A 24,873-nucleotide genomic window follows, 5' to 3' on the forward strand; every position below is an offset into this window, starting at 1 on the left:
TACCTTTCCCAATCTATTAACGACCTTCGTCGTATACAACATCGCTTCCGTTAAAATCGTTTTCCCGCAGCCGCCGTGACCGATCAATGCTACGTTTCTAATTTTATCACTTGGATATCCCTTCATATAGCTTCCCCCTCGCTTCATTATTGTTGTAATATTTAGACAACTAGTATTTATAATATTCTTCACTTTTCAGAAAATTCCTTTATTATTTCTTTTTTTGTTATGGAAAAGTTAATTTTTTCACGGATTCATTCTCCTTTTGCTATATATTTCCTATTATTATGCCAAGTTACGGGTAGCATATTCACAAGTTAGAAAAAAATAGCAAATAGTTTTCCTTATGATAACGTTTTCATATTTTTAGAAAATGTAATACATTCTGTAAAATCTTTGTGTTATAATATTTTTGTATGCGTTACATTTTTTGTGTAAATCGGGGGAGGTATCTCAAATGACAATTCAACATAGACCTGAAATCAAGGATCTACAGCCTTATAGGCCTGGCAAGCCCATTGCCGATGTAAAAAGGGAGTATGGTCTCACCCATGTGGTGAAGCTAGCATCCAACGAAAATCCTCTAGGTTATTCTGATCAGGTTGGGGAAGCTATCCGACAAGCATTGGATCATCTAAGCTTATACCCAGATGGCAATTGTACAGATTTAAAAAATGCATTGGCAGCAAAGTTTGGCCTTCATCCATCTCAAATACTCCCTAGCGGCGGTTCCGACGAAATGGTAGATATGATTTCTAAAGCCTATGTGAACCCAGGGGATGAGGTAATCATAGCTGATGTAACTTTTCCTCGCTATATCTCTACGGCAAAGATGATGGGTGGTACCCCTGTGGTTGTACCCCTTAAAGAGTTTACCTATGACTTAGAAAGCATGTACGAAGCAATTACCGATAAGACAAAGCTTATATGGCTCTGCAACCCAAACAACCCTACAGGAACCATGTTTGGCGAAAAAGCACTTCTTGAATTCTTAGATAAGGTACCTGCGCATATTATGGTCATCTATGATGAAGCGTACAACGAATATGTAACCAGGGAAGATTATCCAAAGGAAGCTTACAAGCTTATCAACGATTATCCAAATGTCTTGGTGATGAGAACGTTTTCAAAGATCTACGGTTTGGCTGCCCTTCGTATTGGCTATACCATGGCCAATGAAGAAATCATCACTGCTCTAAATAAAATTCGGAATCCCTTTAATGTAAGCAGTATCGCCCAAATGGCTGCCATTGCTGCCTTATCAGATCAAGATTTTGTAGCAAAAGCCTATCGTCTCAACCAAGAAGGAAAAGAGTATATTTATCACGCCTTTGATGAAATGGGTATCACCTATGCATCTTCCGAGGCAAACCATATTTTCTTTAACTGTCAGTATGACACCCAGAAAATTTTCAGTGAAATGCAAAAACGCGGGGTCATTATTCGACCAATGTTTGACACCTATGCAAGGGTATCCATTGGCACCATGGAAGAAAATCAATTATTCGTCCATACACTTAAGGAAGTCTTTACTATTTTAGAAGCAAAAAAAGAATCAGCCTGCGGCTGCGATTGCTGCACATGTAAATGAACAAAAGCATTTTATGCTCTAGAATCAAAGGAAATGCTTTTGTTCTTCACAGGGAACTAATAGTTCCCTATGACGCTTCGCTGTAACCCTCCAAATACAATGTTAATGAAACTGAAAACCATAATTTCCTTAACATAAATTAAATGGGATGCTTAAAGCATCCCATTGTTCTTTCTATTCAATAATTCCTGACATCCTGATTACTTCCAATCCCTTTTGCTCCAGTTCCCGAATAAAAATATTTAATCCAATGGAGTCACTGGCCATATGCCCAGCCACAATGACATTTCCTATATTTTGCTTCTCTACCTCTTCTTTTACATCATCAGGTACATGCATACATATGATGGTGCCTACTCCAGCTTCAAAATAAGCCTTAAAAACATCTGCTCCCCCATTGGTTCCACCTGCCATCAACACTGCAACCTTGCCAGCATAATCGCTTTCGCTCCCTACACGGATCACTGGTCCTGCGGGTGTGTGCTGGTATTCATAGATTTCATTCAAATATGTAATCAGATCCTTCAGTGTGGCCTTTGGTTGCCCATGAACTTTCTCATTCATATGGTTTTGAACAAACCTTTCTGTCACGATATCCGCAGGCAAGTGAATGTTCATATAAGGCATTTTTAAAAGCTTCGCTGCAGAACGGACCTTGTCATAATTTCTTACATGTCCAGCTCTTTCTAAAAGGCCTATTTTTTTCTTTAAAAGCTTTTGGGCTTTGTTAATCGGTATACCAAATTCCATCATTTTCTCAATTTGCACATTGAGTACCTTGTGGAAATGTACATCTTGCTCTCCCGTATGGGGATGGTGGCTGATTACTAAATCTACATCTAATTCCTTTGCCAACAAAAGCTCTGGTGTTTCCATATCCACGCCAATCAATATTTTTTTAATATTCTCGCCTTCTACGGAAATCCCAGAATCAAAGGGTACTTCCTCAAGGTTGGCCAGTTCCAATGCAATGTTCATGATATCTGTGGTATTCATTTCTGCATCTCCCTTTTCATAAAAATTTTATTATATATATTTTATATTTTTATTATCCAAATGGCAATGATTATTAGACGGATTTGTAGGGAAATGCGATGTTCTAGGTTTCCCATAGTATGAGATCCTGTGTTGATATTGGTAGGGGCGATTCACGAATCGCCCGCAGACCACAGATCCCAACCCTTCTGTCATCCAGAACGTAGTGAAGGATCTGCTTTCGGGTCTTTGAGATGCTTCGCTATGCTCAGCATGACAGCAACTTTGGTACTATTCATAATGAACATGCCGCTAACATTGGGCGATTCGTGAATCGCCCCTACAATTTTATTGATCTTGATCTATGCGACTGTGTCGCATCTTTTATTTATTATGCCTCAATCTATAACATCTTTTCTCTAGAATGCATAGGATAAAGTGAATAATACTAATTCATATTCTACAAGCCTTTACACCAAATGGTATTCAAATATAAATTGAAAGGAGATACATCCTATGCAATATCCTTATGTTCCAGGCTGCTATATGGATATTCCTCCCTATATGCCTATGTATCCTATACCTATTCCTTATATGAGAGGAAATACCAATTCCCACAATGCGACCCTTGCAGTAGCCCATCTCCAGGGTGGGCCCTTGGCACCAGACTTGAAAGGTATCGTGTATTTCAAAGATGTACCTGGTGGTACAGAGGTCTATGTCCATGTTGTCGGTCTTCCGCCTTATCAACCAGGCACCAAAGACAAAGCTCCTATTGGTCCCCACGGCTTTCATGTCCACGAAAATGGAGATTGTTCTGTAGGAGATCCTGAGAAGCCCTTCGAAGCAGCAGGCGGTCATTGGAACCCTACGAACCAACCCCATGGCAATCATGCAGGAGATTTTCCGGTTCTGTTTTCAAATGACGGAGCTGCCAAAATTACTTTTTTTACCAACAAGTTTCGGATAAAGGATGCCATTGGAAAAGCTGTAATTATTCATCAAAGTCCTGATGATTATCGAAGTCAGCCTGCTGGGGATGCTGGAAAGCGCCTGGCCTGCGGTATCATAGAGTATAATACCTAGATTTTTTCATAAATCTATTATATTTATTGGTACACTCTCCCACCAATGGGTATAATGAAAGTGATATCTTTGCTAAATGACATACAAGGGAGGCATCTGCTGTGCAGCCAATTATCCTATTGACAACAAGAACATGACCACACTGCCACACTGCGAAAGAGTATCTTTCGAGAAAAGGAATTCCGTATATTGAAAAGGATGTCCATCATGATCCTGATGCTGCAAGAGAGATGATGCAGCGAAAGATTACAGGTGTACCTACTTTTCTCATCGGCGATGACGTTATCGTGGGGTTCAATCCGGAGAAGATTGACAAGGCGTTGAGATACACCATCATAGATTGTCCCTCTTGCCAGTCAAAGCTACGGGTTCCTACAAACAAGGGAAGGATTCGGGTCACATGTCCCAGCTGTTCCCATCAATTTCAAATGGAAAGCTAGAAAGCGATAAAATTAAAATAGGCATTTCCCAACATGGGAAATGCCTATTTTCATACAACAATTACATGTTTACAACCTTCGTTTCTTGCGATGTCAGAAAGTTCTTCCATTAGTATATCTGAAGGTTCCTCCAGTGATGCTGCTTTTTTCCTGACACCCATTGGACGGAATCGGATAAGCTTATATCTTATATTTTGATCCAACGCTGAAAGCAGTTGACTGACCATTTTGACTGTTTGATGGTTATCCAATAGCCCTGGTACAATCACAGTCCGAACTTCATAAAGCTTATGCTGTTCTGCAAGATAACGGATGCTTTGCAAAACCAAGGTATTATCTTTACCCGTGAGCTCCCTATGGGCTTCTTCATTCCAAGTCTTCAAGTCCACCATGGCCATATCCATATCGTCTCCGAGAAATATGAAGGCATCCTGGGATACAAATCCATTGGTGTCTAGAAATGTAGTGAGTCCCATCTCTTTGGCTCTTTGAAAAAGTGCTTTGACAAAATCAATTTGAAGGGTACACTCCCCTCCGGATACTGTAATGCCTGAAATGAAAGGCTTCACTTTTTCCATATGGGAAATTACGTCTTCGATATTCATCTCCCGTACCTTTGGCGAACTGGTGTGGGGGCATGCCTTTATACAATGATCACAGTGATGGCATAATTTTTCGTTCCAGCAGACCTTCCCGTTTTCCCAAGCTAAGGCATCATAAGGACAAGCTTTTAGGCAAATGGCACAATGATTGCACAACGCAATGGTTTCAGGATTATGGCAGTAGGCACAATCAAAATTGCATCCTTGTAGAAAAATAACCATCCTATTCCCAGGACCATCCACAGCACTAAAGGGTATGATTTTATGGACATTAGCCTTAGTCATGCTGCGTGACCCTTCGGGCAAATAAGTTTTGTTTTTCGACTGCCTCTAATCCCAATGCCACTGTATCGTGAAGGGTCTGATTTCCGTCTTTCAGCTTTTTCATCTCAGACTTTTTCACCAAGTACCCAGTAATTCGCATTAAATCATTATCACTGCAGGAGAAAGCAAACATCCGCAGTCCCTTCTCCATAGCTCCTTGTATAATATCCAGTATAAATTCTGGATTATTCCTTGCCGTGGTTTCAAATGTGAAAATATCACTGACTCCTGATGGAAAAAGGGGATGGAATTTTGCAGCATGGAGAATGTGATCCAGAAGCTCTGGTTCTTCCCCTATAGGAATTCTACAACCAGCAGTTTCCTCTACATCTGCAGAGATCCCAGACTGGGCATGGAGTAAAAATCTATTTCCAGTAACATTGCAATAGGGATTTTGATGTGCATTTACTTCCCTCTCAATGGTCTTAACAATGTCATACCCTAGCGTCATTGCCTTTTCACTATGCCCATAACGTTCTTCTTGAACCTTAGCATTCAAAAGTAGGTTTACACATTGGGCTAAGCCAAACATGCCAAACATTGCTGTAAATCGATCTTGCTGTATGAGACCCTCTTCTACAAGGAAACTGCTCTCAAAGAAGCCGCTTTCTTCCACTTGGAATCGAATCCTCACATCGATTAGGGCATTCATCCGTTGAACAGCCCGTGGAATATAAATTTTAATAAAGTCTTCCAAATTTCCTGCTTCTTCAGCCAACTTCTTTAGGTTCAACCGTACCAAGGTATAGCTTCCACCCCCAATAGGTAGCCCATTGTAGCAGCTAGCCGTACCATACCCCTCACCAAAATCTTTCACATACATTTGATGATTCGCAAAGTAAGGCTTTGATACTTCCAAACCTGTAGTTATGGCTTCAAGGGCAAATTCTTTTTCTGAATCCTTGCTATACTTCAGGGTTAGGTTTGGCACTGCATTTTTCAGTTCCCGCTCTGCCTTTAGAATCAATCGTCCCGCTTTTGTTGCCTTTGGACCGATATTGGCATGAACAAAAGAATCTGTCAGGGTACGATCTATATGGGTTAGAAACAGCTTTATGGCTTTATATGCTTCCTCTTCATTATCGATAAAGGGCTCCAACAACTGATCCAATTCCCCTAGAAAAACTGGAAAAGATGTGATGGAAGGCACATGTTTATAGAGAATCAATAGATAATTCACAGCCTCCCATATGTCTTTCGGAGGCTGAAGTTCTAAAAATTCACTGCCCTGCTTCATAAACCTATGGTAATCTGGCAAGATGTATCTTGGCCGATAGGGAGCATTTCCCTCAAACATGTCACAAATAATGCCTTTATCCATATATTCCTTTACATCTTGTGGGATATCCAGCACCTGCACACTATTCTCTGCTTCTCTAGCAAGCTGCATAACCTTTTGTTGATAGGTTAGTGTTTGATTTTTTATCGTATTTATCGTATTATTCATACCATTCTCTCCTTCAATATGCTATATCATTATTATAGCACTTTCTTCTGTATTATAAGTAGGAAAGATTAGATAAATGTTGGGACATAGTCCCATAGGCTAAGGTTGAGGTTAAGGTTAAAATCGTAGCCGCAAACAGTGTTCGCCCCTACTGCCTTTACTCGATCTCAATCTTGATCTCGATCTTCTATCCCATCTTCATTCATAATACATCCAAATCCCTATAGACATAAAAACTCCCTGGCTTTTTTGCCAGGGAGTTTGCTTTAGAATGTTTGATCGTTAGCACTACTGCAAGGTCTGGAATTTTCATCAATCTGATTTGGAAATAATTGTGGGAAGGATGTGCATATTTGTTCCACGTTGGCGGCCAATACAGGGAAGCCTGTAGACAATACACATAGCTGCACGGGTACCACAATTTTCTTTTCACAGGTTACACAAAGAGCAACGATGAGGTTTGCTCTTACGGTTCCAGTGGCAGGATCAATGATAAGGTCTCTTCGAATACTGTTTGTTGCCAACCTTACTTCGCAATCAATATTGCAGAATTCAGTGAATCTTGGTAAGAATGCCCCATCAAATACTGAAGGTAAGCATAGTTCAAAGAAGTTTGTTAAAATCAATGGCGCAGCTGGTGATGCAATAGGAACGACGGCTTTCAATGTCGCTCTGTTTTCTCTCCCACAATCTTCCTGATATACTACATCTATTTCAACCACCACATTCCCTGTGATGGCGATGTTTTGAGTGCCGAAAATAGGTGTTCCTTTTCCTTCTTCATCACACTCTTGGGTATTCACATATACAAGTTTCTCTGATGCTGTCCCATCAGGCCCAATCACACGGACTTCTTTTCCTGCACCATCTTCAACAAATTCTGCACCAGCAATGTTGGTACAAGGTGTTACTGTTAGATTCCTAGGATCATTGATGTTGGCAGGATTAAAGAATTTTCTACATCGTATCTCTCGAATGGCAATGACTCTTGCCCCTCTGCCTAATGCTGGTGTGAAAGGCTGCCCTTCTATGGTTCTGAGGCCTTGAAGATTAAACAATGCTGCGTCATAAACCTTCTGCACATATATAGGTTCTGTTACTACATTTCTTAAAGTTCCGTCAAAGCTGCAGCCCGTTGTGGCTGTACAGCATCTATCTTCAATACCTAAGGTTGCACTTGGGATGTTCTTATTACATGACATGGGTTCTCTTCCTCCTCTCATATTCGGGAATTTTTTTGGATTGTCCATTCCCAATATCAATATATGGAGGATTTTATTTTTGGTGACGCTTTTTCAAAGGTTCTTTTTTATAAATAACGGATTTTTTTAATCCATTAAAGTTCCCTGTACGCTTTTGATATGATCACTTTCAATTTCAATGCATGCATAGGGATAGGTAATCTTCTGTGTTACCATGGTATCTGGCTTGGGTGTAGTAATGTGAGCAGATATATAAGCCGTATCCAGGGATTCCATTACTGCTTGATCAATAATCACTTTGTATCCCCCAGTAGGTCTTTCTCCGCTGCTGATAAGAACATATATCTTTTTTCCGTCCCTTTTGTAGTGGATACCTCTTTCTTGACGGTGGGTCTCCAGCCATTGTTGAAGTAGATTCCCTTGAGATATGTCCTGACTCGTTACTTCTCTATAAGACAAAGTCTTTGCCATGGGCATCAATTCCTCCTCTATTTTGGCTAAGTTTCATCATTTCCACAGCAGATTTCTTTCTAGTCCTCAATCTAAAGAAAATACCAGAGGAACCTCACCTATTTTAGGTCAGTTCCTAGAATTTTCTTCTACTCTAATATATGCTCATTCCTATATTTCGTCATCAAATCCCATCTACGCAAATTCTTATTATTCCCTTATTGTTATGGGGTTACCCTCCACAAGCTTATCTTTTCCTACCACAATAACCCTGTTATTTTTTTCAATTCCTTCAAGCACTTCCCAATCATCCTCGTCCTTATATCCTACCTTTATAGGTTTTTTATATGCCTTACCATTCTGCTCTATAAAAACAAAGTCCACTGCATTTTCTGTAATGATGGCTTCCTTCGGTACTGACATGACCGATTTATGACTATCCAGCAGTATCTCTATGGTAGCAAACATCCCTGCTTTTAAACGATGTTCCCTATTCTTCACTAGTATTTTCACAGGATATGCCTTTGTCTCCGGGTCAGGCACAGGACCGATATGGGTGATTTCACCTTCCAGTATTTCTGACCCAAAAGATTCTACCCTTATCTCCACCTTCTGACCCACCTTACAAACTGGAATATCTTTCTCGGAAACACCCGTCTCCACATACATATCATCCATACTTACAATGGTAAATAGCATCTTGCCTGGTCCAATATTTTCCCCTACGGAAATTTCCTTTTTGCTAATCACACCGGATATTGGTGCTTTAATCTCTGTGTAATCAAGATTTTGTTTCGCTAAGGCAAATCCATTTTGAGCTAAATTCAGCAGCTCCTGTCCCATCTTATATTGATTCTCGATATTTTCAAAATCCGCTTGAGAAAGGGCTCCACTCTCAAAGAGTACTCTGTAGCGTTCGTAATTCTTTTTCGTGCTATCCTGAGTCAGTTTTTCTTTATTCAAGCCAATCAATGCGTTTTCATACTGCAGTTTATATTCCATGTCAGATAATTTACATAATAAAGTATCTTTTTTTATGGAACTTCCAATGTCTCCATGGATTCTTTCCACCGTTCCATTTATTTTTGCTGTCACCATCACAGTTTCCTTGGGCTGGATCACCCCAGGAAGGGATAGTTTATGGAAGAAATCTTTTATCCCGATGGGCGCTACCTTCACGTAGATAATTTCTTCTGACTTATTTGTTTCTTCGGTTCCAACTTTTCCGTCAGCAGGCACCGTTTCTTTCCCTGCACAACCAGCAAGTATCAAACTAATGACCAATAACAGGATTAGCAGCTTTTTCATCTCCCAAGCCTCCTTTATTTCTGTCTTTTTCTTTTCTTTGTTTCCGCGTCATCTTAAATTCCTCCAGCATAGTGTATAAAACAGGTACAACCAATAGGGTAAGAATCGTAGCCATGCTTAATCCACAGATTAATGCATAACCCATAGGCGCAAAGAAGGGCTGTCTTATGGTGATTGGTAGTATTCCTCCTACCGTTGTAATCGTTGTAGCCATGACAGGCATAAACCGTGTAACACCGGTTTCCTTCACTGCATCCTGTAAGGAATATCCACTCTTTCGTAAATAGTTAATATAATCAACCAATACGATGGCATCATTTACTGCTATACCTACCAGGGCCACTACCCCTACAAAGGAAACAAATCCAAAGGTATTTCCCGTAAGCACCAAGCCAGGCATGACGCCAATCAGCGCCATGGGCACCGAGAATAATATGATCAGAGGCTGAGACAGAGAGTTAAACTGTATGGCTAAAATAAGAAATACCAATATTGCTGCAATAACCATATTTGTAAACATATCTGTAAAGGATTCCTGCATACTTTCTTCCTCTCCACCGTATCCAATGGTCATGCCTTCTGGTATAGGATAGGTTGCTATGGCTTCTTTAAAGGCCTTGGTTACATCTCCAGGGATCGTCCCTGTTAATACATCACCAGATATGCTAACCTGTCGTTTTAATTCTTCATGATTGATCGCTGTTATACTCTTGGTTTCTATCACCTCTGCCACTTGGGAGAGAGGAATCATCTGCCCCAGCCGCGAAGGAAAATAGATCTTTTCTAAATCATCTTTGCTTTGAAGTTTTTCTTTTGAAGTGTGGATAATCACATCAATTTCGTCTTGGTTATTTCTAAAGGTTGTTGCCTTTAGACCATTTACAGCGTTTCGAATACCCAAAGCCACTGTCATATCATCTAGACCCAAATAACTGGCCTTCTCCTTATCTACCTTTATTTGTAATTCGGGAGAACCTTCTTCCATACTGCTCTCCACGTCCCTTGTTCCCTCAAGTGATTTCAAAATACCCGTAAAATCATCTGCCACCAACTTTAAGTCTTCAAAATTCTCACTATTTAGCTCAATATAAATCGGTTTCCCTGTAGGAGGTCCGTCTTCCAATTCCTGGACCTCAATCTTAGCGCCAGGGATATCCTTAATGGCTTCACGGAAAATGACAGCTAGCTCCATGCTGGTCTTATCCCGCACTTTCTTGTCATGTAAATCAATGATGATTCGTGCAGTATTTGGGTTGCTGGCAGAGCCCACCGTGATTGTCTCCAGACTATCTGCCCCTGTAATTCCCACATTGGATACAAAGCTTTTTATTTCTTTAAAGGATAATAGTCTTTTTTCCACCTCTTCTGCAATGGCTGAGGTGGTATCCAGACTAGTACCCAGGGGCGCCTCAATATTCACATAGAGGCGTGTATAGTCATTTTGAGCAAACATTTCTACTTTTAGGATTCCCAAAGGTATAAGTGCTAGACTTAGAACAAACGCAATAACCACTGTCCCTACAACAGCCCGACGCCTCCACTTACTCTTCACGATATCATATAATATTTTCCCGTAGCCAACGATGATAAAGTGCTCTTTCCTATCTCCTTTTCTTAGGAATTTCTTTGCGATCATAGCGCCTGAGAACAGAACCGCAAAAATAATAGATAATGTACCAAATCCCAACAGGCCGCCTTCTTCATTTTTGAAGGCATACAAGGAGAGTACAAATACAAATAATACCGAGGCAACCTTTAATCCTTTCTCTATCAAAGGGTGCTTTGCAAGCCTTTCAGCCCTACGGTGTTCCTTCAATACCAGGGTACATAAAGCTGGGGTAATGGTAATCGCCACAAAGTACGAGGCACTGAGGGCAAAGATAACAGTAATTGGTATAGGCTTGATAAAGGCCCCCATAATTCCGGTGGTCAACATTATTGGAAAAAATGCAGCCAGGGTTGTCAAGGTTGAGGATGCCACGGCTGGGGCTATCTGATTTGTTCCTACCTCCGCCGCTACATTTGTAGGAAGTCCCATCAACCTTAATCGATCAATATTCTCCATGATGACAATTCCATTATCCACTAACATTCCCACGGCCAATATCAATGAAAACAATGTGATATTGTTAAACGTCATCCCCGTGATGTCCATCAATCCAAAGGCAATTAATATGGACAAGGGAATAACCATAGACACCACCAGAGACTCTCCAAAACCAATGAAAAGAAACAATACAATAATCACAAGCAGGAGTCCTGATTTGGAGTTCTGCACCACCGTTCCCAGTTCATCCTCTACGTATTCGGCTGTATCTCCGCTGACTTCTACCTGCAGTTCTTTCGGGTATAGACTACCCTCTCCCTTTTCCAACAACTTATGGATTTTGTTGCTGGTTTTGATGACATCTGCCTCTTCCTTCTTTTTCACTGTGATGGCCACTGCCTTTTTTACACTGGCTTCATTTGTACCCAAATGGTTTGACATTCTGGAATAGGACTTGGGAGAAGCATACCCGTCTTCAATTTCTGCAATATCCTTTAAAAACAAAGGACTACTTCCCATGTATGTAATCACTACATTTTCAAGATCCTTTACATTAGCAAACTCGCCTACAGTACGGATATTATAATTTTTATTGTCCAAGACAATATCTCCACCTGGAAAATTTATATTGGACAGGGCAATAGCATTCTTAATTTGCTCTAAAGATATGTTATAGACCGATAATTTTTGTGGATTCACAATCACCTTTATCTCACGCTCAAGGCCACCTATGATCTGTACTTCTGTAATTTCCTTATTTTTTTCAATCTCCTCTTTGATCCTTTCAGCATAATTTTTCAGTGTAACAAAATCATAATCTCCGCTGACATTTATGATCATGATCGGTGTGTTGTTGGTTTCCAGGCTCATGATTTGAGGTACTTCTGCATCAGCTGGAAGCTCCGACTGTACTGCCGAAACCTTATCTCTCATCTTTTGCATCATGCTGTCCATATCAACGCCCTGCTCAAATTCTACAAAAACCGATGAATAGCCATATCCTGAAGACGAGTTTATACTTTTTACCTTTTCTAATTCATCTAGTTTCTTTTCGATTTTTTTTGTAACCAGTGCCTCCATTTCTTCTGGTGCAGCCCCTACATAAGTGGTTAACACATGTCCGTAGGGTAAAATAACCTCGGGTTGAAGCTCCCGCGGCATCCTCAAGTACGCTCCAATCCCCCAAATCAGTATAGCAGCAATAAGTAAATATACGATTCTGTATCTACTTATAAAAAAGCCTGCCCATCTACCGAATATATTCTTTTTTTGTTCCAGCTCTGGTATATGCCCAAGCTGATTTTCTTCAAAATCTTTCATTGTTCTCCCTTCTTTCTATATAATCTTCTTCATTGATCGCAATACGTTGTCATCCAGGGCTACACTTCAATGATAACAAAACCTCTCCTGTTTTTTACAAAAGCTCCCATAATATGTAATACACTTTGAATACGAATTTGTTTCAATTTTGTTTATGTAAAAGTATAAAAAGCTTTCTGCAATTGCAGAAAGCTTTTTATACATCGGATCTCAGCACAGCCTACTTCCTCTTTTATCCCATTTTTTTTATAAATCGATTTGTTAATCCATATAATAGTATACTATGGATCAATATACCTCCAAAAATATAAAACCAATAGGCACTACCTGATTCTCCAGCAGCTAAAAACGCCTGCACTGGCCAATAGAATGGACTTATACCTGCTAATAGCTGCCACTTGGAATCCGTAAAATATGCTGCTATCGGTGGAATCATCAATAATCCGAACCCCTTAGACAATGCCAAGCCTTCCACCTTATTCCCTGCAAAGCAGGCCAAGAATAATGCCATAATCGGTGCTTCTAAGGCTGCCAGCAATCCGATGGGAATCACGAAACCTACAGGTATCTGCCCTACTCCTGCTATTGGCAGAGCAATGATGGCGTAAAAAAAACTGATGACCATGGGAAAAATGATGCGATATAGGGTATAGCCTTCCTTTCCCAAGGGTGTCACAATTAAGGTCATATATATTTGATCATCTCTTTCATCCAACAGCAAGAACCCTGTAACCATGCCTGTAAGCATGGCTGCTAACAACAGCATGAAAGAAAAGATTAAGGGATAATGTGATGTTAAATCCACATAGTTAGCAAAATAGATTGTTACTGAGGGCAGCATCCATCTCATAGCCAAGGATAGTAGAAAAGGCCCCAAAAATGCTAAGCTCAGCATTGGCTCACGTAAAATATTTCTCAAATCATTTACCAACAAGATATAGATTTTTTTCATGAGATTCTTCTCTCCTCCTTTAATACGATAAAGCGGTAGAATCCTCGGTGTGCTACGGGAAAAGCTGCCCCAATCCATAGAAGCAAACTCCCTATGCTGTAGGCCACCTTCCATGATGCCAAGGTCTGAAAAGCTCCTCCTATTAATACCAGCGCTGCTTGGGTAGGAAAGAAATAAAAAATCCAGCTTCTCCAAAGACCAAAATAATCGAGCAGGGGTAAAAATAGAAAGGTAATATAGACAATCGAGGACAACATATATTCATTTACCGTGTTAAATCGCGCCACTGCGATAAACCCCACCAATATAAAGAAGAAGGAGGTCAAAACAACACCTATAGTCAACTGCCCTAGATGTATATCACCTGGATAAGAAAAAAGAGTCACAGCGAAGCTTGCCAGCAAAGCCAAAAGGCTTAGGGATATCATTTTTGAAATCAAATATTCACTAATTCTCAAAGGCGTCGCCGCGATATACTCTAAAGTGTTTTCACTCTTCTCCAATAATACCAATCCGCCAATAAAAAAGAAGCCCAGCATAGATGGATCTGAAAACACAATCATAGGTACCAATGTTTTAAGACTTGCTATTGCTGCTTGCTTCAGCAGGAGAATATAAACGATCGTAATAATTCCATATACTGCATAGAAGCCATACTTTATTTGGAGATATACATCCGCTTTGATGCATGCAAGGAGTCTTCTCATATTAATTTCCTCCCTGTGGATTGAATAAATATGTCTTCAAGGGTAGCTTCCTGAGTATGAATTGTTTTTATCTCCATTTGCTGCAGCAGCTCCACAAATGATGGATCGTAGCCGATCCCGTCCAACGGAAAATCTTTTTTTACCATGACGCCGTGATCTACATACTCGACTGTAACACGCCTTTTCCCCCCTTGAACTTTTAATTCCCTTGGTGAGTTAATCATCTTTATTTCTCCGTCTACAATAAAAGCCACACGATCGCATAGTTCATCAGCTACGGCCATATTATGGGTCGTTAAAAATATCGTCTTCCCTTCCTTTTTTTGCTGTAGAATGATATCCTTGATATTCTTTGCATTGACAGGATCTAGGCCAGATGTAGGTTCATCAAGAAAAATAATATCTGGTTTATGGAGGAGAGCTCTAATAAAATTCAAACGCATTTTCATTCCCTTTGAATATTGGGATATCCTTAGGTTTCCTTTATCTCCCAATCCTACCATCTCTAAAAGCTTCATAGGTTTTTCTGTCTCGCCTTTATAAAAAGATTGGATCAGTTGGAGATTTTCTAGGGCCGTCAGCTTCTGATAGAGATTTGGAAGCTCAAAGGAAATGCCTATCTCCTCATAGTAATCCCTGTTCCAGTCTTTTATCTCTTTTCCCATGACAGATACCTGACCCGTATAATCCTTCAACAGTCCGATTAATATTTTTTGGGTAGTACTTTTTCCAGCACCACTAGGTCCAAGAAATCCAAATATTTCCCCTTCCTTAATAGAAAAATCTATCCCTTTTAATGTCTCTTCCCTTGCCTTTGGATAGGTAAATTTTAAATCCTTTACAACAATCATGCCAATACCTCCTCTATTTTAAAAACCAATTATCTCATATAATAAAAATCATTTGTTCTTTTTTAATATAAAAAAATATATATCCTATCTTCCCGTTTTTTCTGTCCAAGCAAATCCCATAATTCCGAATATATAGAACAAAATATACTGACCGATCAAGGTTTTCATTTCCTCAGTCGAACATACTGTCTTCAATATACTCAAAAGACCGTCTAGAAAACCAGAAGCAATAGCCCTAGAAAACTCAGGTTGAAACTGTCTATTGGTCAATTGAGCAATTTCACTCAAATGCCCATTCAAATGCTCTATAAGAAATAAAATCAATTCTTCTCGTACATGTTCATATCTTGTTCCCTTACTCCCATCAATCAGAATGACCAGTTCTCTAGTAAATACCCTGTCCAGATCATTTATCATCTCCTTCAGTAAATCTTGAATTTCACCTGGATTTATCCACTGTCCTTCGTGATGCTCCTGATGGTTATGATGTTCGTTCATAAAGTTTATAAAACGATCATAGGTTGGCTTCATGATGATATAAAATAATTCTTCTTTATTCTCAAAGTAATTATATAAGTTACCAATAGTAGTACCAGCCTCTTTTGCAATTTTTCGAATGGACGCTTTCTCGAAACCATGCTGAAAAAAAGCATCTGCTGCTTTTTCTATGATTGCATCCCGTACTTCTTCTTTTTGCACTTGCATTAAAAATCACCTGTTCTTTTTTAATTTTAGTATATTCTTCTTTTAATCTTTTGTCAATGCTTCATCTGCACCTCTTCTTACTCATACTATAAAAAAGCAGCAAAGCTGCTTCGCTAGGGGAACCTAGTTCCCCTTCGACGGCTGATAGGCAGCCTGAGCACCCCTCTGACTACGGCATGGGAATACTTCCCCTGCACCCCTGATTTTTATTTAATAGGAAAGTAGAACTTTCCTATTAAATAAAAAAGCCCCATTCATTTATGAGGCTAGCAAAAGAGCATCTATCTAATTTTTAAGTATTCTTCTTCTAACATAGACATTATCCATATGGATTCATACTTTCCTTTATACAACACACACTCTCTCAGCAGTCCTTCTTTTATAAACCCTTCGGATAGATATAATTCCTGGGCACGATGATTATGCTCCCGCACATCCAGCCATAAACGGTGAATCTTGTGTTTTTCAAAAGCCAGTTTTTTTACCAGTTGTAATGCTTGCCTTCCATAATCTTTTCCTTTATCTGTAACAACAATTCTTCTAAACTCCATACTCTTATGGGTACTTTCCACTCCAGCAATGATGATATATCCTACAGCTCTTTTCTCCATCCTATCTTCTATGACCAAGTGAAGAATATCAGAATCCTTCATTGCCTCTTGATGCTGTGTCCTTGACCACTGCGCTACATAGGGACTGTTCTCTGGGTCCTGTTCAGCCTCCAATACGTAATCAAGATCACTTTCCACGGTAGTTCTTAATGCAATTCTATCTGATTGTATAAAACTTTCCTTCATTTTCTTTGTCCCCCTTTACAAATTTCCCATCCTTTAGTCCCTATGGAATAAAGTCTAGACGAAAGTATTGTTCATCATTCCTACTCCACAGCTTCTAAATTTTTTATCAATTATTACTTCAATAAAAAGATCTAGGTAGAAAATGCAAATCTCTCCATCGCCATCAATATTATTCAATTTCAGCAATACATTCCCATATATCCTCCATCAACTTTGAAGCTGAAGGACTTCGCAAAATCAAGTGCCCTCCATAGTCATAAAACCTTAGTTTTTTTCTTTTGCTTCCTGCCCTATCATGGATATAGTGGGCACTTTCCATTCGCACCGTATCATCGTCCAATGCTTGTGTCACAAACACCGGACACTTTATATTTCTGATCATAGGCTTCGTCTTGGTGAGCAGCAATTTGAAATGTAGCAGTGCTGATAACGTTGCATTGCCTGATGACTTCACATATCGTCGAATATTTCCATATTCTTTGTTTTGTAAATCCCGGACGATATTCAAGTAAATTCTTTTAAAGTCCCAATAATATATAGGTGTATTAATCGTTATTAATTCATTTATCTTATACTTTGAAGCCAAGTTGATTCCAATCAAACCGCCCATAGAAAATCCAATGATTATTATATGTTCATGGGATTGCATCAATTCCTTTAAGGCTATTTCAGCCGAATCCAGCCAGTCATGGTAAGTGATTCCCCGTAAGTCTTTTTTTCTTCCCGTATGTCCTTTTAAAGTAGGGCATATTACCCCACAGCCTTTATCTTCAAGATATTCCGCCAAAGTGCTTACTTCATAAACACTTCCTCCAAACCCATGAATCAGTAAACATCCTATTCTCTTCATCTCCTACGGCTTCCTTTCTTCAATATGTATCGCAACGATTACTCCAATGTATGATTCTAGCCTCCCCATATTTACACTATTTATCTTCTCTTTAAGAAAAAAGCCAGGAACAATTGCTCCTGGCCTTGGATTTCTTATTATACTTTAAGTGATGGAAATTACTTTTGCTTTACTACTTTCACTCCTGAAACAGAGCTAAACTCATCCATTGTAAAAGTATCCATTGCTTCTTGCGTAGCGAAATAAATGTTTCCTTTAACTGTATTACGAACTAAAGAAAAGTTATTGGATTCAACATAGATATCACCAACAAAAGTACCGTATTGAAGGGTAGACTTTGGACTTCTAAATGTTATAGATGGTGCTGTTAATGTAAAGCTGTGGGTTGCTTTTTTCTTATCTGTTGGATCGTTATGAGTATAAAGACCTACTTTACGTTTAAAATCGTTTTCTGGTAGATTCTTATCTCTAAATTCACCTTCTACCACAAGATCCTTATCAATTGTTAAGTCTCTTAATGGGCAAATAATCCATGTACCATCTTTAGCTATTGCTTTTTCAAAAGCAACGCCATCATGTACAAGAGAAGCTGTTGCCACAACATCTACGTCTGCTAAAATCTGCTTTCCAGTTATAGAGCTTGTAGCATCCATTGTAAATGTATCTTTCGCTTCTTGCGTTGTGAAATATACATCCCCTTCAACCTTCGTATCTACCAACTTAAAGTTCTTTGCTCTAACATAGATGTCACCCTTAAAAGTTCCTTTTTGAAGGCTAGCCATAGGACTCTTAATTGTCAGCTTCGGTGCTGTCAAAGTGAATCTAGCAGTTACATTTCGCTTATCATCTTGGCTATAAAGTGCTACCTTGCGCTGTGGCTTCTCATCATTTGTAAAGTAACCATCTAAAACAAGCTCCTTATCCGTAGCTACATCTTCTGTGAAGATAACGATCCAGGCGCCCTCTTGACCTACTGCTTTTGTTAATTCCTCTTCATTCGTTACCACAACCTCTGTGGCTGATGAAACAGTATCTACAGCGATTAATTCTTGCTTTCCTGTAATAACACTAGTAGCATCCGCACTAAATGTTTCTTGAGCTTCTTTTGTTGTAAAGTACACATCTCCTTCAATTCTTGCATCTACCAATTTGAAGTTTGGTACTGCCACATATAAGTCACCTTTGAAAGTTCCTTTTTGGATACTTGCATTTGGGCTCTTAATTGTTAATGTTAGCGCTTCCAATGTAAATTTACGTGTAGTAGCTCTCTTCTCGTCTTGGCTGTAAAGAGCTATTTTACGCGCAGGAAGGTCTTTGTTTGTAAACTCGCCCTCCAAAAGAAGTGTTTTGTTTATTTTTAAGTCTCTAACAAGAGAAACAATCCATGTACCATCTTTGCTGATTCCTTTTTCAAAAGCAGCAGCACTATCTACTAAAGAAGCCGTTGTCACTACATCTGGCTGAATTAATACTTTCTCTCCAGTTATAGAACTCTTAGCATCCATAGTGAATGTATCTTTCGCTTCTTGCGTTGTGAAATATACATTTCCAACAATTTTAGCACCCCTTAATTGTAGGTTTGGTGCTGAAACATAAAGATCCCCTTTGAAAGTTCCATTTTGAATTCTCGTCGCTGGGCTCTTCACTGTTAATTTTGGTGCTGTTAACGTAAAGCTACCAGTTACTTTTTTATCTGCATCTTGTGTGTATAGGGCTAACTTTCTGTCTAATTTTTCTTTGTTTTTAAATTCTCCATCCAGTACAAGCTCTTTGTCTGTTGTGAAGTCCTTTTCGAAAAGAACAATCCAAGATCCATCTTTGCTGATTCCCTTTAACAAAGCTACTTCATCCGTTACCATTGTTTTTGTCGCAGCACTTACAACATCTACCTTTGGTGTAGCAGCTGGTGCATTTAACTTTTCCATCATTGCTGCGCCAACGATACCATCAGCTGTAAGACCATTCTTTGTTTGATAATCCTTTACTGCAGCTAACGTTAACTTTCCAAAGATACCATCGGTTGTTAACTTGTATCCATTGGCGTTAAGCTTTGTTTGTAAATCCTTAACTGCAGTTCCTTTTGAACCTAACTGTAGTGTTCCATCTGCCTTTACTGGTGCTGCAACTGGCGTTTGAACCTTTGGTGCTGCTGGTTTTGGAGCCGGTGCCGGTGCTGGCTTTGGAGCTGGTGCCGGTGCTGGCGTCCATGCTGTAGCGGCCGCTACAACATCTACATTCCCTTGCTTCAATGTCACACTATCTGCTGCTAATGCAACTGAAGAGAACATAAATGAAGCACATACTGCTAATGCAATTGCTTTTTTCAATGATTACACCCCCATTTAATATTGGAAATATTTATGATACATTTATACTACTTTCGCCATAAATTTAACTTTTCCTGCTCTATGTTAAATATTAATTTAACATTTTTAAAATTTTTTCCCATTTCTAATCCATTTAAATTAAGTTTTATTTGATTTCTAGAAGTAATACCTAATCTTACAGCTCGTACTATAATAAACATACGATACTTATCTAAGAAATATACCTTATTTAGATAAATTATTTCCTAATCATGCTGTGCCTGCTCTTCAAGAAGCTCCTTTAGCCATTCCAAATGTTTCACAGCATTTCCTTCCGAATTTAATACTACTTTTGCTGCACCCAGATACATGACGAACTCCATCATACATTCTAACAAAGCTTTCTTTAATTTCTCACTAACCAAAATATCAGGCTCCCACCACCAGTTAACAATTTCTAATGTCTTTGTTTTCCTGTGGAACTTTGGCTCCAGTCGGGCAACAAATTGCCCTCCATATAAAACAGGCAATACATAATATCCGAATTTACGCTCAGAAGCAGGTTTATATACTTCCCAGGTGTACTCGAATCCAAAAATCTCTTTAATCAATTTTCGATCCCATAATAAATTGTCTAGCGGCGCAATAAATGACGCCCTTACTCCCTCGATTTCTGAACTTATCACTTTATGAAACAGGGATATATCTTCTGCTCTTATGTAAAGGGGCTGATCAATATTCTCAACTTCTATGGCCATAATTTCACGCCTTTTCTCAAGCTCTATGATAGCTGCCGTTCTATCCTTGCTTTTCATCCAGTGTATTCCCAGCCAAGCATCACTAGGGCGGTTCCATAAAAGCCCTAATGCCCCGATTCTTCGTTTTACATGCCATTCAAAATATGCTTCCATCGTTACATTGGGGTCTGGCTTTAGGTATAGATCACGGTGAATATGTTTATTGGTAAAATCATAAAATTTTCGTGTTCCCACCTTATGATGGATAATGAACTCTCCCCAAAAGTACATACTTTCCAGGGCGGCCCGGGCAATACGAGTTGGTGCCCACGCCCAGTCAATGGTACCATCAACCTCTATATCTATAGAAGATAGGGGCCCTTTTGTGTCAATTGCTTTTCGTATCGTGTTCAGTACTGTCTCCATTTCCTTAAACGTATCCCCGTATCTCTCAAAAGCTTCTCGTCGGTATCTTTCAAAATATGGCCAATCCTGAACTGAATAAATTGCCATATTTTTATCCCATCCATCCAGAAGTTTGCGCTCTACGTATAAAAGTTCCTGCAAGTATTCAGACCTATATTGTTTTATCCGGGACTGCAGCACCAAGTGGGAATTATATCCAGCCACATCCAAAGGATCATACTGTATACACCCTACTTTACCCATATAGTCTAGAATCCCTTCTTTTCCCTGCAATTTATCGGGAAAAAGAAGATTTTGATACGCCAACATATATTGTGCCGCCTGTTTCTTTGTTATTCTCACAGATACCTACCTCATTCCCAATCTTTCTATACATATATTACCATATAATTGAAGGACATGCTTTTATATTTAGCATTATCTCGTAACATAAGAAAGATAAGACATAAATTCATAGATCATGATTTTCAACGTAGGGGTTGCATAGTATGCAACCCGCCTAGATTTTATGGCATTCCTACGGGTCGCTGTCTTCACCACTGTAAAATATACCATCAGATAAAGAAATAACTCCACACTTCTGATGGTGGAGTTATAATAAATTTATTACCCTTCTCTTCATTTATTTCTGATGATACACGGCATCGATCTCATTGATGAGATCGACCTTTGGCTTTGATCTTCCCCCTTGGAATTCTGATGCAAGCCAAGCGTCGATCAGCATTTTTGCCAATTCCGATCCTATGATTTGGGCACCCATGGTTATAATCTGGGCATCATTACTTTTTCTTGCCCTTTCTGCTGAAAAAACATCATGGCATGTGGCTGCTCTTATACCTGGAACTTTGTTGGCAGTGATTGCCATACCAATTCCAGTACCGCATAGAAGAATTCCTCGGTCATATTTTCCATCAGCAATTTCCTTTGCTACAGTATGTGCCACATCGGGATAAAGCACATTTTCGCCCTTATGGCACCCAAAATCTGTGAAGTCTATTCCAATTTTATTTAGATGATTTATGATGATCATTTTTAGGTCATAGGCATTTTGATCACAGCCCACAGCAATTCTCATCTTTTCACTCCCTATACCTCAAATATATTGTTCCAACAGCATCCCTCACTGTACTTACCTTTGGCACTGTAAAACTGCCTGTGTAATTCTTTCAAAATCCACAGCTTTCAACCCAAATCTTCCAATAAACAAACCATCGATATTTTCCTGCTTCGATAATTCCAAAGCATTCTCTGGGTTTACAGAGCCACCATAGATGATTCGAATCCTATCACTAGATTCATTTCCATACTCTGATTGAAGAGTCTGTCTCAAAAAGCTGTGAACCTCTTCTACATAATCAGGATGGGCGGCTTCATCTTGTCCAATAGCCCAAATAGGTTCATAGGCCAATATAACTTTTTTTCTTTCTTCTTCTCCAAGACTATTCATGGCCCATAGTATTTGGGTTTTTAATTTGATTTTGCTTAGTTTTTCATCCTTCTCTTCTTTTGACTCACCTATACAAACGACTGGTACCATCCCATAGTCTAAGGAAAGTTTTACTTTTTTGGCGACCATTTCATCGGTTTCATGAAAAATATTCCTTCTTTCTGCATGACCGATCTCTATATACTCGCATCCCAGTTCCCTTAAGATTTTGGGTGGTACTTCCCCTGTAAGCGCCCCTTTCTCTCTATGGGAAACGTTTTGCGCACCCCATTTGATATAGCTGTCTTGAAGAATATCTGCAATGGCAGGGATTAAAGGATACGTAGGCAGAATAAAAATATCAATATTTTCTACATCCCCCACCCTTTCTTTAATCTCCTGGGCTAGCGCTTTTCCTTCCCCCATGGAATAGATGTGTGTTTTCCAACTTGTCCCTACAATCTTTTTTCTCATGATCTTTTCACCTCTATGGTTAAGTTCTCCCTTGAATAGATAGACCAATCGACGGCTGTATACCGTCAATTGGTCCCTTCCCATTCTTATAGATTATTGTAAAATATCTCGAGGATTAATACCGCAGAAGCTGCCCCGGGGTCCAGATGGCCTATAGCCCGCTCTCCCAGTCGCATGGCTCTACCCTTTTTTGCTACCAGCGGAATTGTCGCCTCTGAGCCTTGTCTTGCCGCAGCTACAAACCGTTCGAAGGCAGACTTAGGTTCTAAACCCTCTTCAATAGATTTTGTAAAATCATCTAACCCAGGGCGAAGGGCATCCACCATGGTTTTCTCTCCTACTACAGCTTTTCCCCGCATCTCAATGGCCTCGATCCCTGCTTTGAACATCTGATAAAGCTCTACAAAACTTACAGCTTCCTTTCCACCTGCTTGTTCTGCAAACTTCATAAAAAAGCTTCCATATAGAGGGCCTGCGGATCCACCTACCTTTCCCAATAAAGCCATACCCATTTTCTTGAAAAGGAATGTTAGATCCTTCTGCTGCCAGTCTCCTAGATTCTTCATAACTTCTCGAAAACCTATGCTCAAATTGATTCCATGATCTCCATCTCCAATGTCGGAATCTAGACCGCTTAGATAATCTCTTTTTTCCTCTATCATCTGGGCTAAATCCTCAATTACTTTTACAAAGTAAACCTTATCTATCAAAAAGTCTTCATACATTCCTTCGTCTCTCCTCCCTCTTACGTTGCTGCCTAAGAGCCTTTGATCTATTTAATGACACAGTAAGGTGTGTCACATGGATAGTCAACCAATGCCTTTAGCTCGTCATCTACCTTCATCAAGGTAATGGACATTCCCGCCATATCCATAGATGTAGCATAAGGTCCAACGAAAGATTTGTAAATGTTGATTCCCTTTTCTTCTAAGATTTGGGCTGCTTTTCTAAAACAAATATGTAGATCCATCAATGGTGTTGCCCCTAAGCTGTTTACAAGGATAGCAACTTCATCTCCTGATTCAAAAGGGAGGTCCGCGATAACGTATTTCATGATTTCATCTACGACTTCATCCGCCGGTGCAAGCTTTGTTCTTCTTACCCCAGGCTCTCCATGGATTCCCATACCTACTTCCATATCCCCATCTTCCATTTCAAATATTGTCTTCCCTGTTACAGGCAATGTTGAGGAGGATAATGCAACGCCCATAGATCTTGTATTATCATTGGCCTTAAGGGCTGCAGCTTTTACCTCATCTAAATCAGCGCCCATGGCTGCCTTTGCTGCTGCAGCCTTAAAAACAAAGAAGTCTCCGGCCACACCTCTTCTATCAGGAATATTTTCTGAAGAATACACATCATCCGTAATCAGTACAGTCTCTACCCGAATACCGTCGTCTGCAGCCATCTCTGCACCCATATCAAAATTCATTACATCACCAGCATAATTGCCATACATGTATAAGCATCCTTTTCCTGCATCCACTGCTTTTACAGCATTGTAACATGGCTCCGGTGATGGGGAAGTATTGATATTTCCAACAACTGCTGCATCGGCAAAGCCTTCACCCACATACCCTAAGAATAAGGGTTCGTGTCCTGAACCTCCACCAATGATAATACCCACTTTGTTCTCTATTGGTGACTTCACACTAACAACAACCCGACCATCATCTTCCAATAGCTTTACATGATTGGGAAAAGCCTTGGTATAGCCTTCTAGCATTTCCTCCACCACATCATAAGGATTGTTAACCAATCTTCTCATTTTCTTATCCCCCTTTAATTTTTTATTTAAGTATTCTTTGAATGTTCCTTTTATAGGTTCCCCTATATACTTATTTACCTTG

At 39.6% G+C, this 24,873-nt stretch carries 21 protein-coding genes and 1 pseudogene; 3 read left to right on the forward strand and 19 right to left on the reverse strand.

Features of this window, described 5'->3' with window-relative positions; translation table 11 throughout:
- The first annotated feature begins 457 nt into the window (after positions 1–457).
- Complete coding sequence (hisC, locus tag K0R93_RS18100) at positions 458–1,591, forward strand: histidinol-phosphate transaminase (RefSeq protein WP_300304483.1); 1,134 nt, start codon at positions 458–460, stop codon at positions 1,589–1,591.
- 174 nt (positions 1,592–1,765) lie between these two features.
- On the opposite strand, the gene K0R93_RS18105 is transcribed toward hisC, so the two are convergent.
- Positions 1,766–2,587, reverse strand: coding sequence for a Nif3-like dinuclear metal center hexameric protein (locus tag K0R93_RS18105; protein WP_300304486.1), 822 nt, complete (start codon positions 2,585–2,587; stop codon positions 1,766–1,768).
- Between the two features lie 495 nt (positions 2,588–3,082).
- Here K0R93_RS18105 and K0R93_RS18110 point away from each other — a divergent pair, with 495 nt between their 5' ends.
- Positions 3,083–3,652: a superoxide dismutase family protein gene (locus tag K0R93_RS18110; protein ID WP_330685215.1), complete on the forward strand. Its 570-nt coding sequence runs from the start codon at positions 3,083–3,085 to the stop codon at positions 3,650–3,652.
- A gap of 149 nt (positions 3,653–3,801) precedes the next feature.
- Positions 3,802–4,092, forward strand: a pseudogene (locus K0R93_RS18115) (glutaredoxin domain-containing protein); the annotation flags it as partial.
- Between the two features lie 50 nt (positions 4,093–4,142).
- Here the strand turns inward: K0R93_RS18115 and K0R93_RS18120 are convergent.
- The 18 genes from K0R93_RS18120 to K0R93_RS18205 form a co-directional block, all read right to left on the reverse strand.
- A complete protein-coding gene (locus K0R93_RS18120; protein ID WP_300304489.1) occupies positions 4,143–4,979 on the reverse strand; it encodes a YjjW family glycine radical enzyme activase in 837 nt (278 codons plus the stop codon).
- On the reverse strand, positions 4,972–6,465 hold the full coding sequence (locus K0R93_RS18125; protein WP_300304492.1) for a YjjI family glycine radical enzyme: 1,494 nt from the start codon (positions 6,463–6,465) through the stop codon (positions 4,972–4,974). The genes K0R93_RS18120 and K0R93_RS18125 overlap by 8 nt, the downstream gene beginning before the upstream one ends.
- A 266-nt stretch (positions 6,466–6,731) precedes the next feature.
- Entirely contained in the window at positions 6,732–7,667 is a 936-nt protein-coding gene (locus K0R93_RS18130; RefSeq protein WP_300304495.1) for a hypothetical protein, read from the reverse strand.
- Positions 7,668–7,793: 126 nt separating this feature from the next.
- On the reverse strand, positions 7,794–8,138 hold the full coding sequence (locus tag K0R93_RS18135) for a protease complex subunit PrcB family protein (protein WP_300304498.1): 345 nt from the start codon (positions 8,136–8,138) through the stop codon (positions 7,794–7,796).
- Between the two features lie 189 nt (positions 8,139–8,327).
- The gene (locus tag K0R93_RS18140; RefSeq protein ID WP_300304501.1) at positions 8,328–9,425 is read right to left on the reverse strand and encodes an efflux RND transporter periplasmic adaptor subunit; all 1,098 of its coding nucleotides are present in this window, start codon (positions 9,423–9,425) and stop codon (positions 8,328–8,330) included.
- A complete protein-coding gene (locus K0R93_RS18145) occupies positions 9,391–12,792 on the reverse strand; it encodes an efflux RND transporter permease subunit (protein ID WP_300304504.1) in 3,402 nt (1,133 codons plus the stop codon). The genes K0R93_RS18140 and K0R93_RS18145 overlap by 35 nt, the downstream gene beginning before the upstream one ends.
- Positions 12,793–13,024: 232 nt before the next feature.
- Positions 13,025–13,744 carry a hypothetical protein gene (locus K0R93_RS18150; RefSeq protein ID WP_300304507.1) on the reverse strand — a complete coding sequence of 240 codons (720 nt, stop codon included), beginning with the start codon at positions 13,742–13,744 and terminating at the stop codon, positions 13,025–13,027.
- The gene (locus tag K0R93_RS18155; protein WP_300304510.1) at positions 13,741–14,451 is read right to left on the reverse strand and encodes a fluoroquinolone export ABC transporter permease subunit; all 711 of its coding nucleotides are present in this window, start codon (positions 14,449–14,451) and stop codon (positions 13,741–13,743) included. The genes K0R93_RS18150 and K0R93_RS18155 overlap by 4 nt, the downstream gene beginning before the upstream one ends.
- Positions 14,448–15,302, reverse strand: a complete 855-nt coding sequence (locus K0R93_RS18160) for an ABC transporter ATP-binding protein (protein WP_300304513.1) — start codon at positions 15,300–15,302, stop codon at positions 14,448–14,450. Before K0R93_RS18160 ends, K0R93_RS18155 begins: the two co-directional genes overlap by 4 nt.
- An 84-nt stretch (positions 15,303–15,386) precedes the next feature.
- Positions 15,387–16,007: a TetR/AcrR family transcriptional regulator gene (locus K0R93_RS18165; protein WP_300304516.1), complete on the reverse strand. Its 621-nt coding sequence runs from the start codon at positions 16,005–16,007 to the stop codon at positions 15,387–15,389.
- Positions 16,008–16,288: 281 nt separating this feature from the next.
- Positions 16,289–16,804: a GNAT family N-acetyltransferase gene (locus K0R93_RS18170; RefSeq protein WP_300304519.1), complete on the reverse strand. Its 516-nt coding sequence runs from the start codon at positions 16,802–16,804 to the stop codon at positions 16,289–16,291.
- A gap of 169 nt (positions 16,805–16,973) precedes the next feature.
- Positions 16,974–17,654, reverse strand: coding sequence for an alpha/beta hydrolase (locus tag K0R93_RS18175; RefSeq protein WP_300304522.1), 681 nt, complete (start codon positions 17,652–17,654; stop codon positions 16,974–16,976).
- Positions 17,655–17,812: 158 nt separating this feature from the next.
- Positions 17,813–19,981, reverse strand: a complete 2,169-nt coding sequence (locus K0R93_RS18180; RefSeq protein ID WP_300304525.1) for a peptidoglycan-binding domain-containing protein — start codon at positions 19,979–19,981, stop codon at positions 17,813–17,815.
- Between the two features lie 245 nt (positions 19,982–20,226).
- Entirely contained in the window at positions 20,227–21,465 is a 1,239-nt protein-coding gene (locus K0R93_RS18185; protein ID WP_300304528.1) for a DNA glycosylase AlkZ-like family protein, read from the reverse strand.
- Positions 21,466–21,745: 280 nt separating this feature from the next.
- Positions 21,746–22,198, reverse strand: a complete 453-nt coding sequence (gene rpiB, locus K0R93_RS18190) for a ribose 5-phosphate isomerase B (RefSeq protein WP_300304531.1) — start codon at positions 22,196–22,198, stop codon at positions 21,746–21,748.
- Positions 22,199–22,252: 54 nt separating this feature from the next.
- Complete coding sequence (gene tpiA / locus K0R93_RS18195) at positions 22,253–23,023, reverse strand: triose-phosphate isomerase (RefSeq protein ID WP_300304534.1); 771 nt, start codon at positions 23,021–23,023, stop codon at positions 22,253–22,255.
- Between the two features lie 86 nt (positions 23,024–23,109).
- Positions 23,110–23,748, reverse strand: coding sequence for a dihydroxyacetone kinase subunit DhaL (dhaL, locus tag K0R93_RS18200; protein WP_300304536.1), 639 nt, complete (start codon positions 23,746–23,748; stop codon positions 23,110–23,112).
- A 47-nt stretch (positions 23,749–23,795) separates the two neighbouring features.
- On the reverse strand, positions 23,796–24,791 hold the full coding sequence (locus tag K0R93_RS18205) for a dihydroxyacetone kinase subunit DhaK (protein WP_300304539.1): 996 nt from the start codon (positions 24,789–24,791) through the stop codon (positions 23,796–23,798).
- Positions 24,792–24,873 lie beyond the last annotated feature (82 nt).

This window comes from Anaerosolibacter sp., from assembly GCF_029240175.1.
Classification (GTDB): Bacteria; Bacillota; Clostridia; order Peptostreptococcales; family Thermotaleaceae; genus Anaerosolibacter.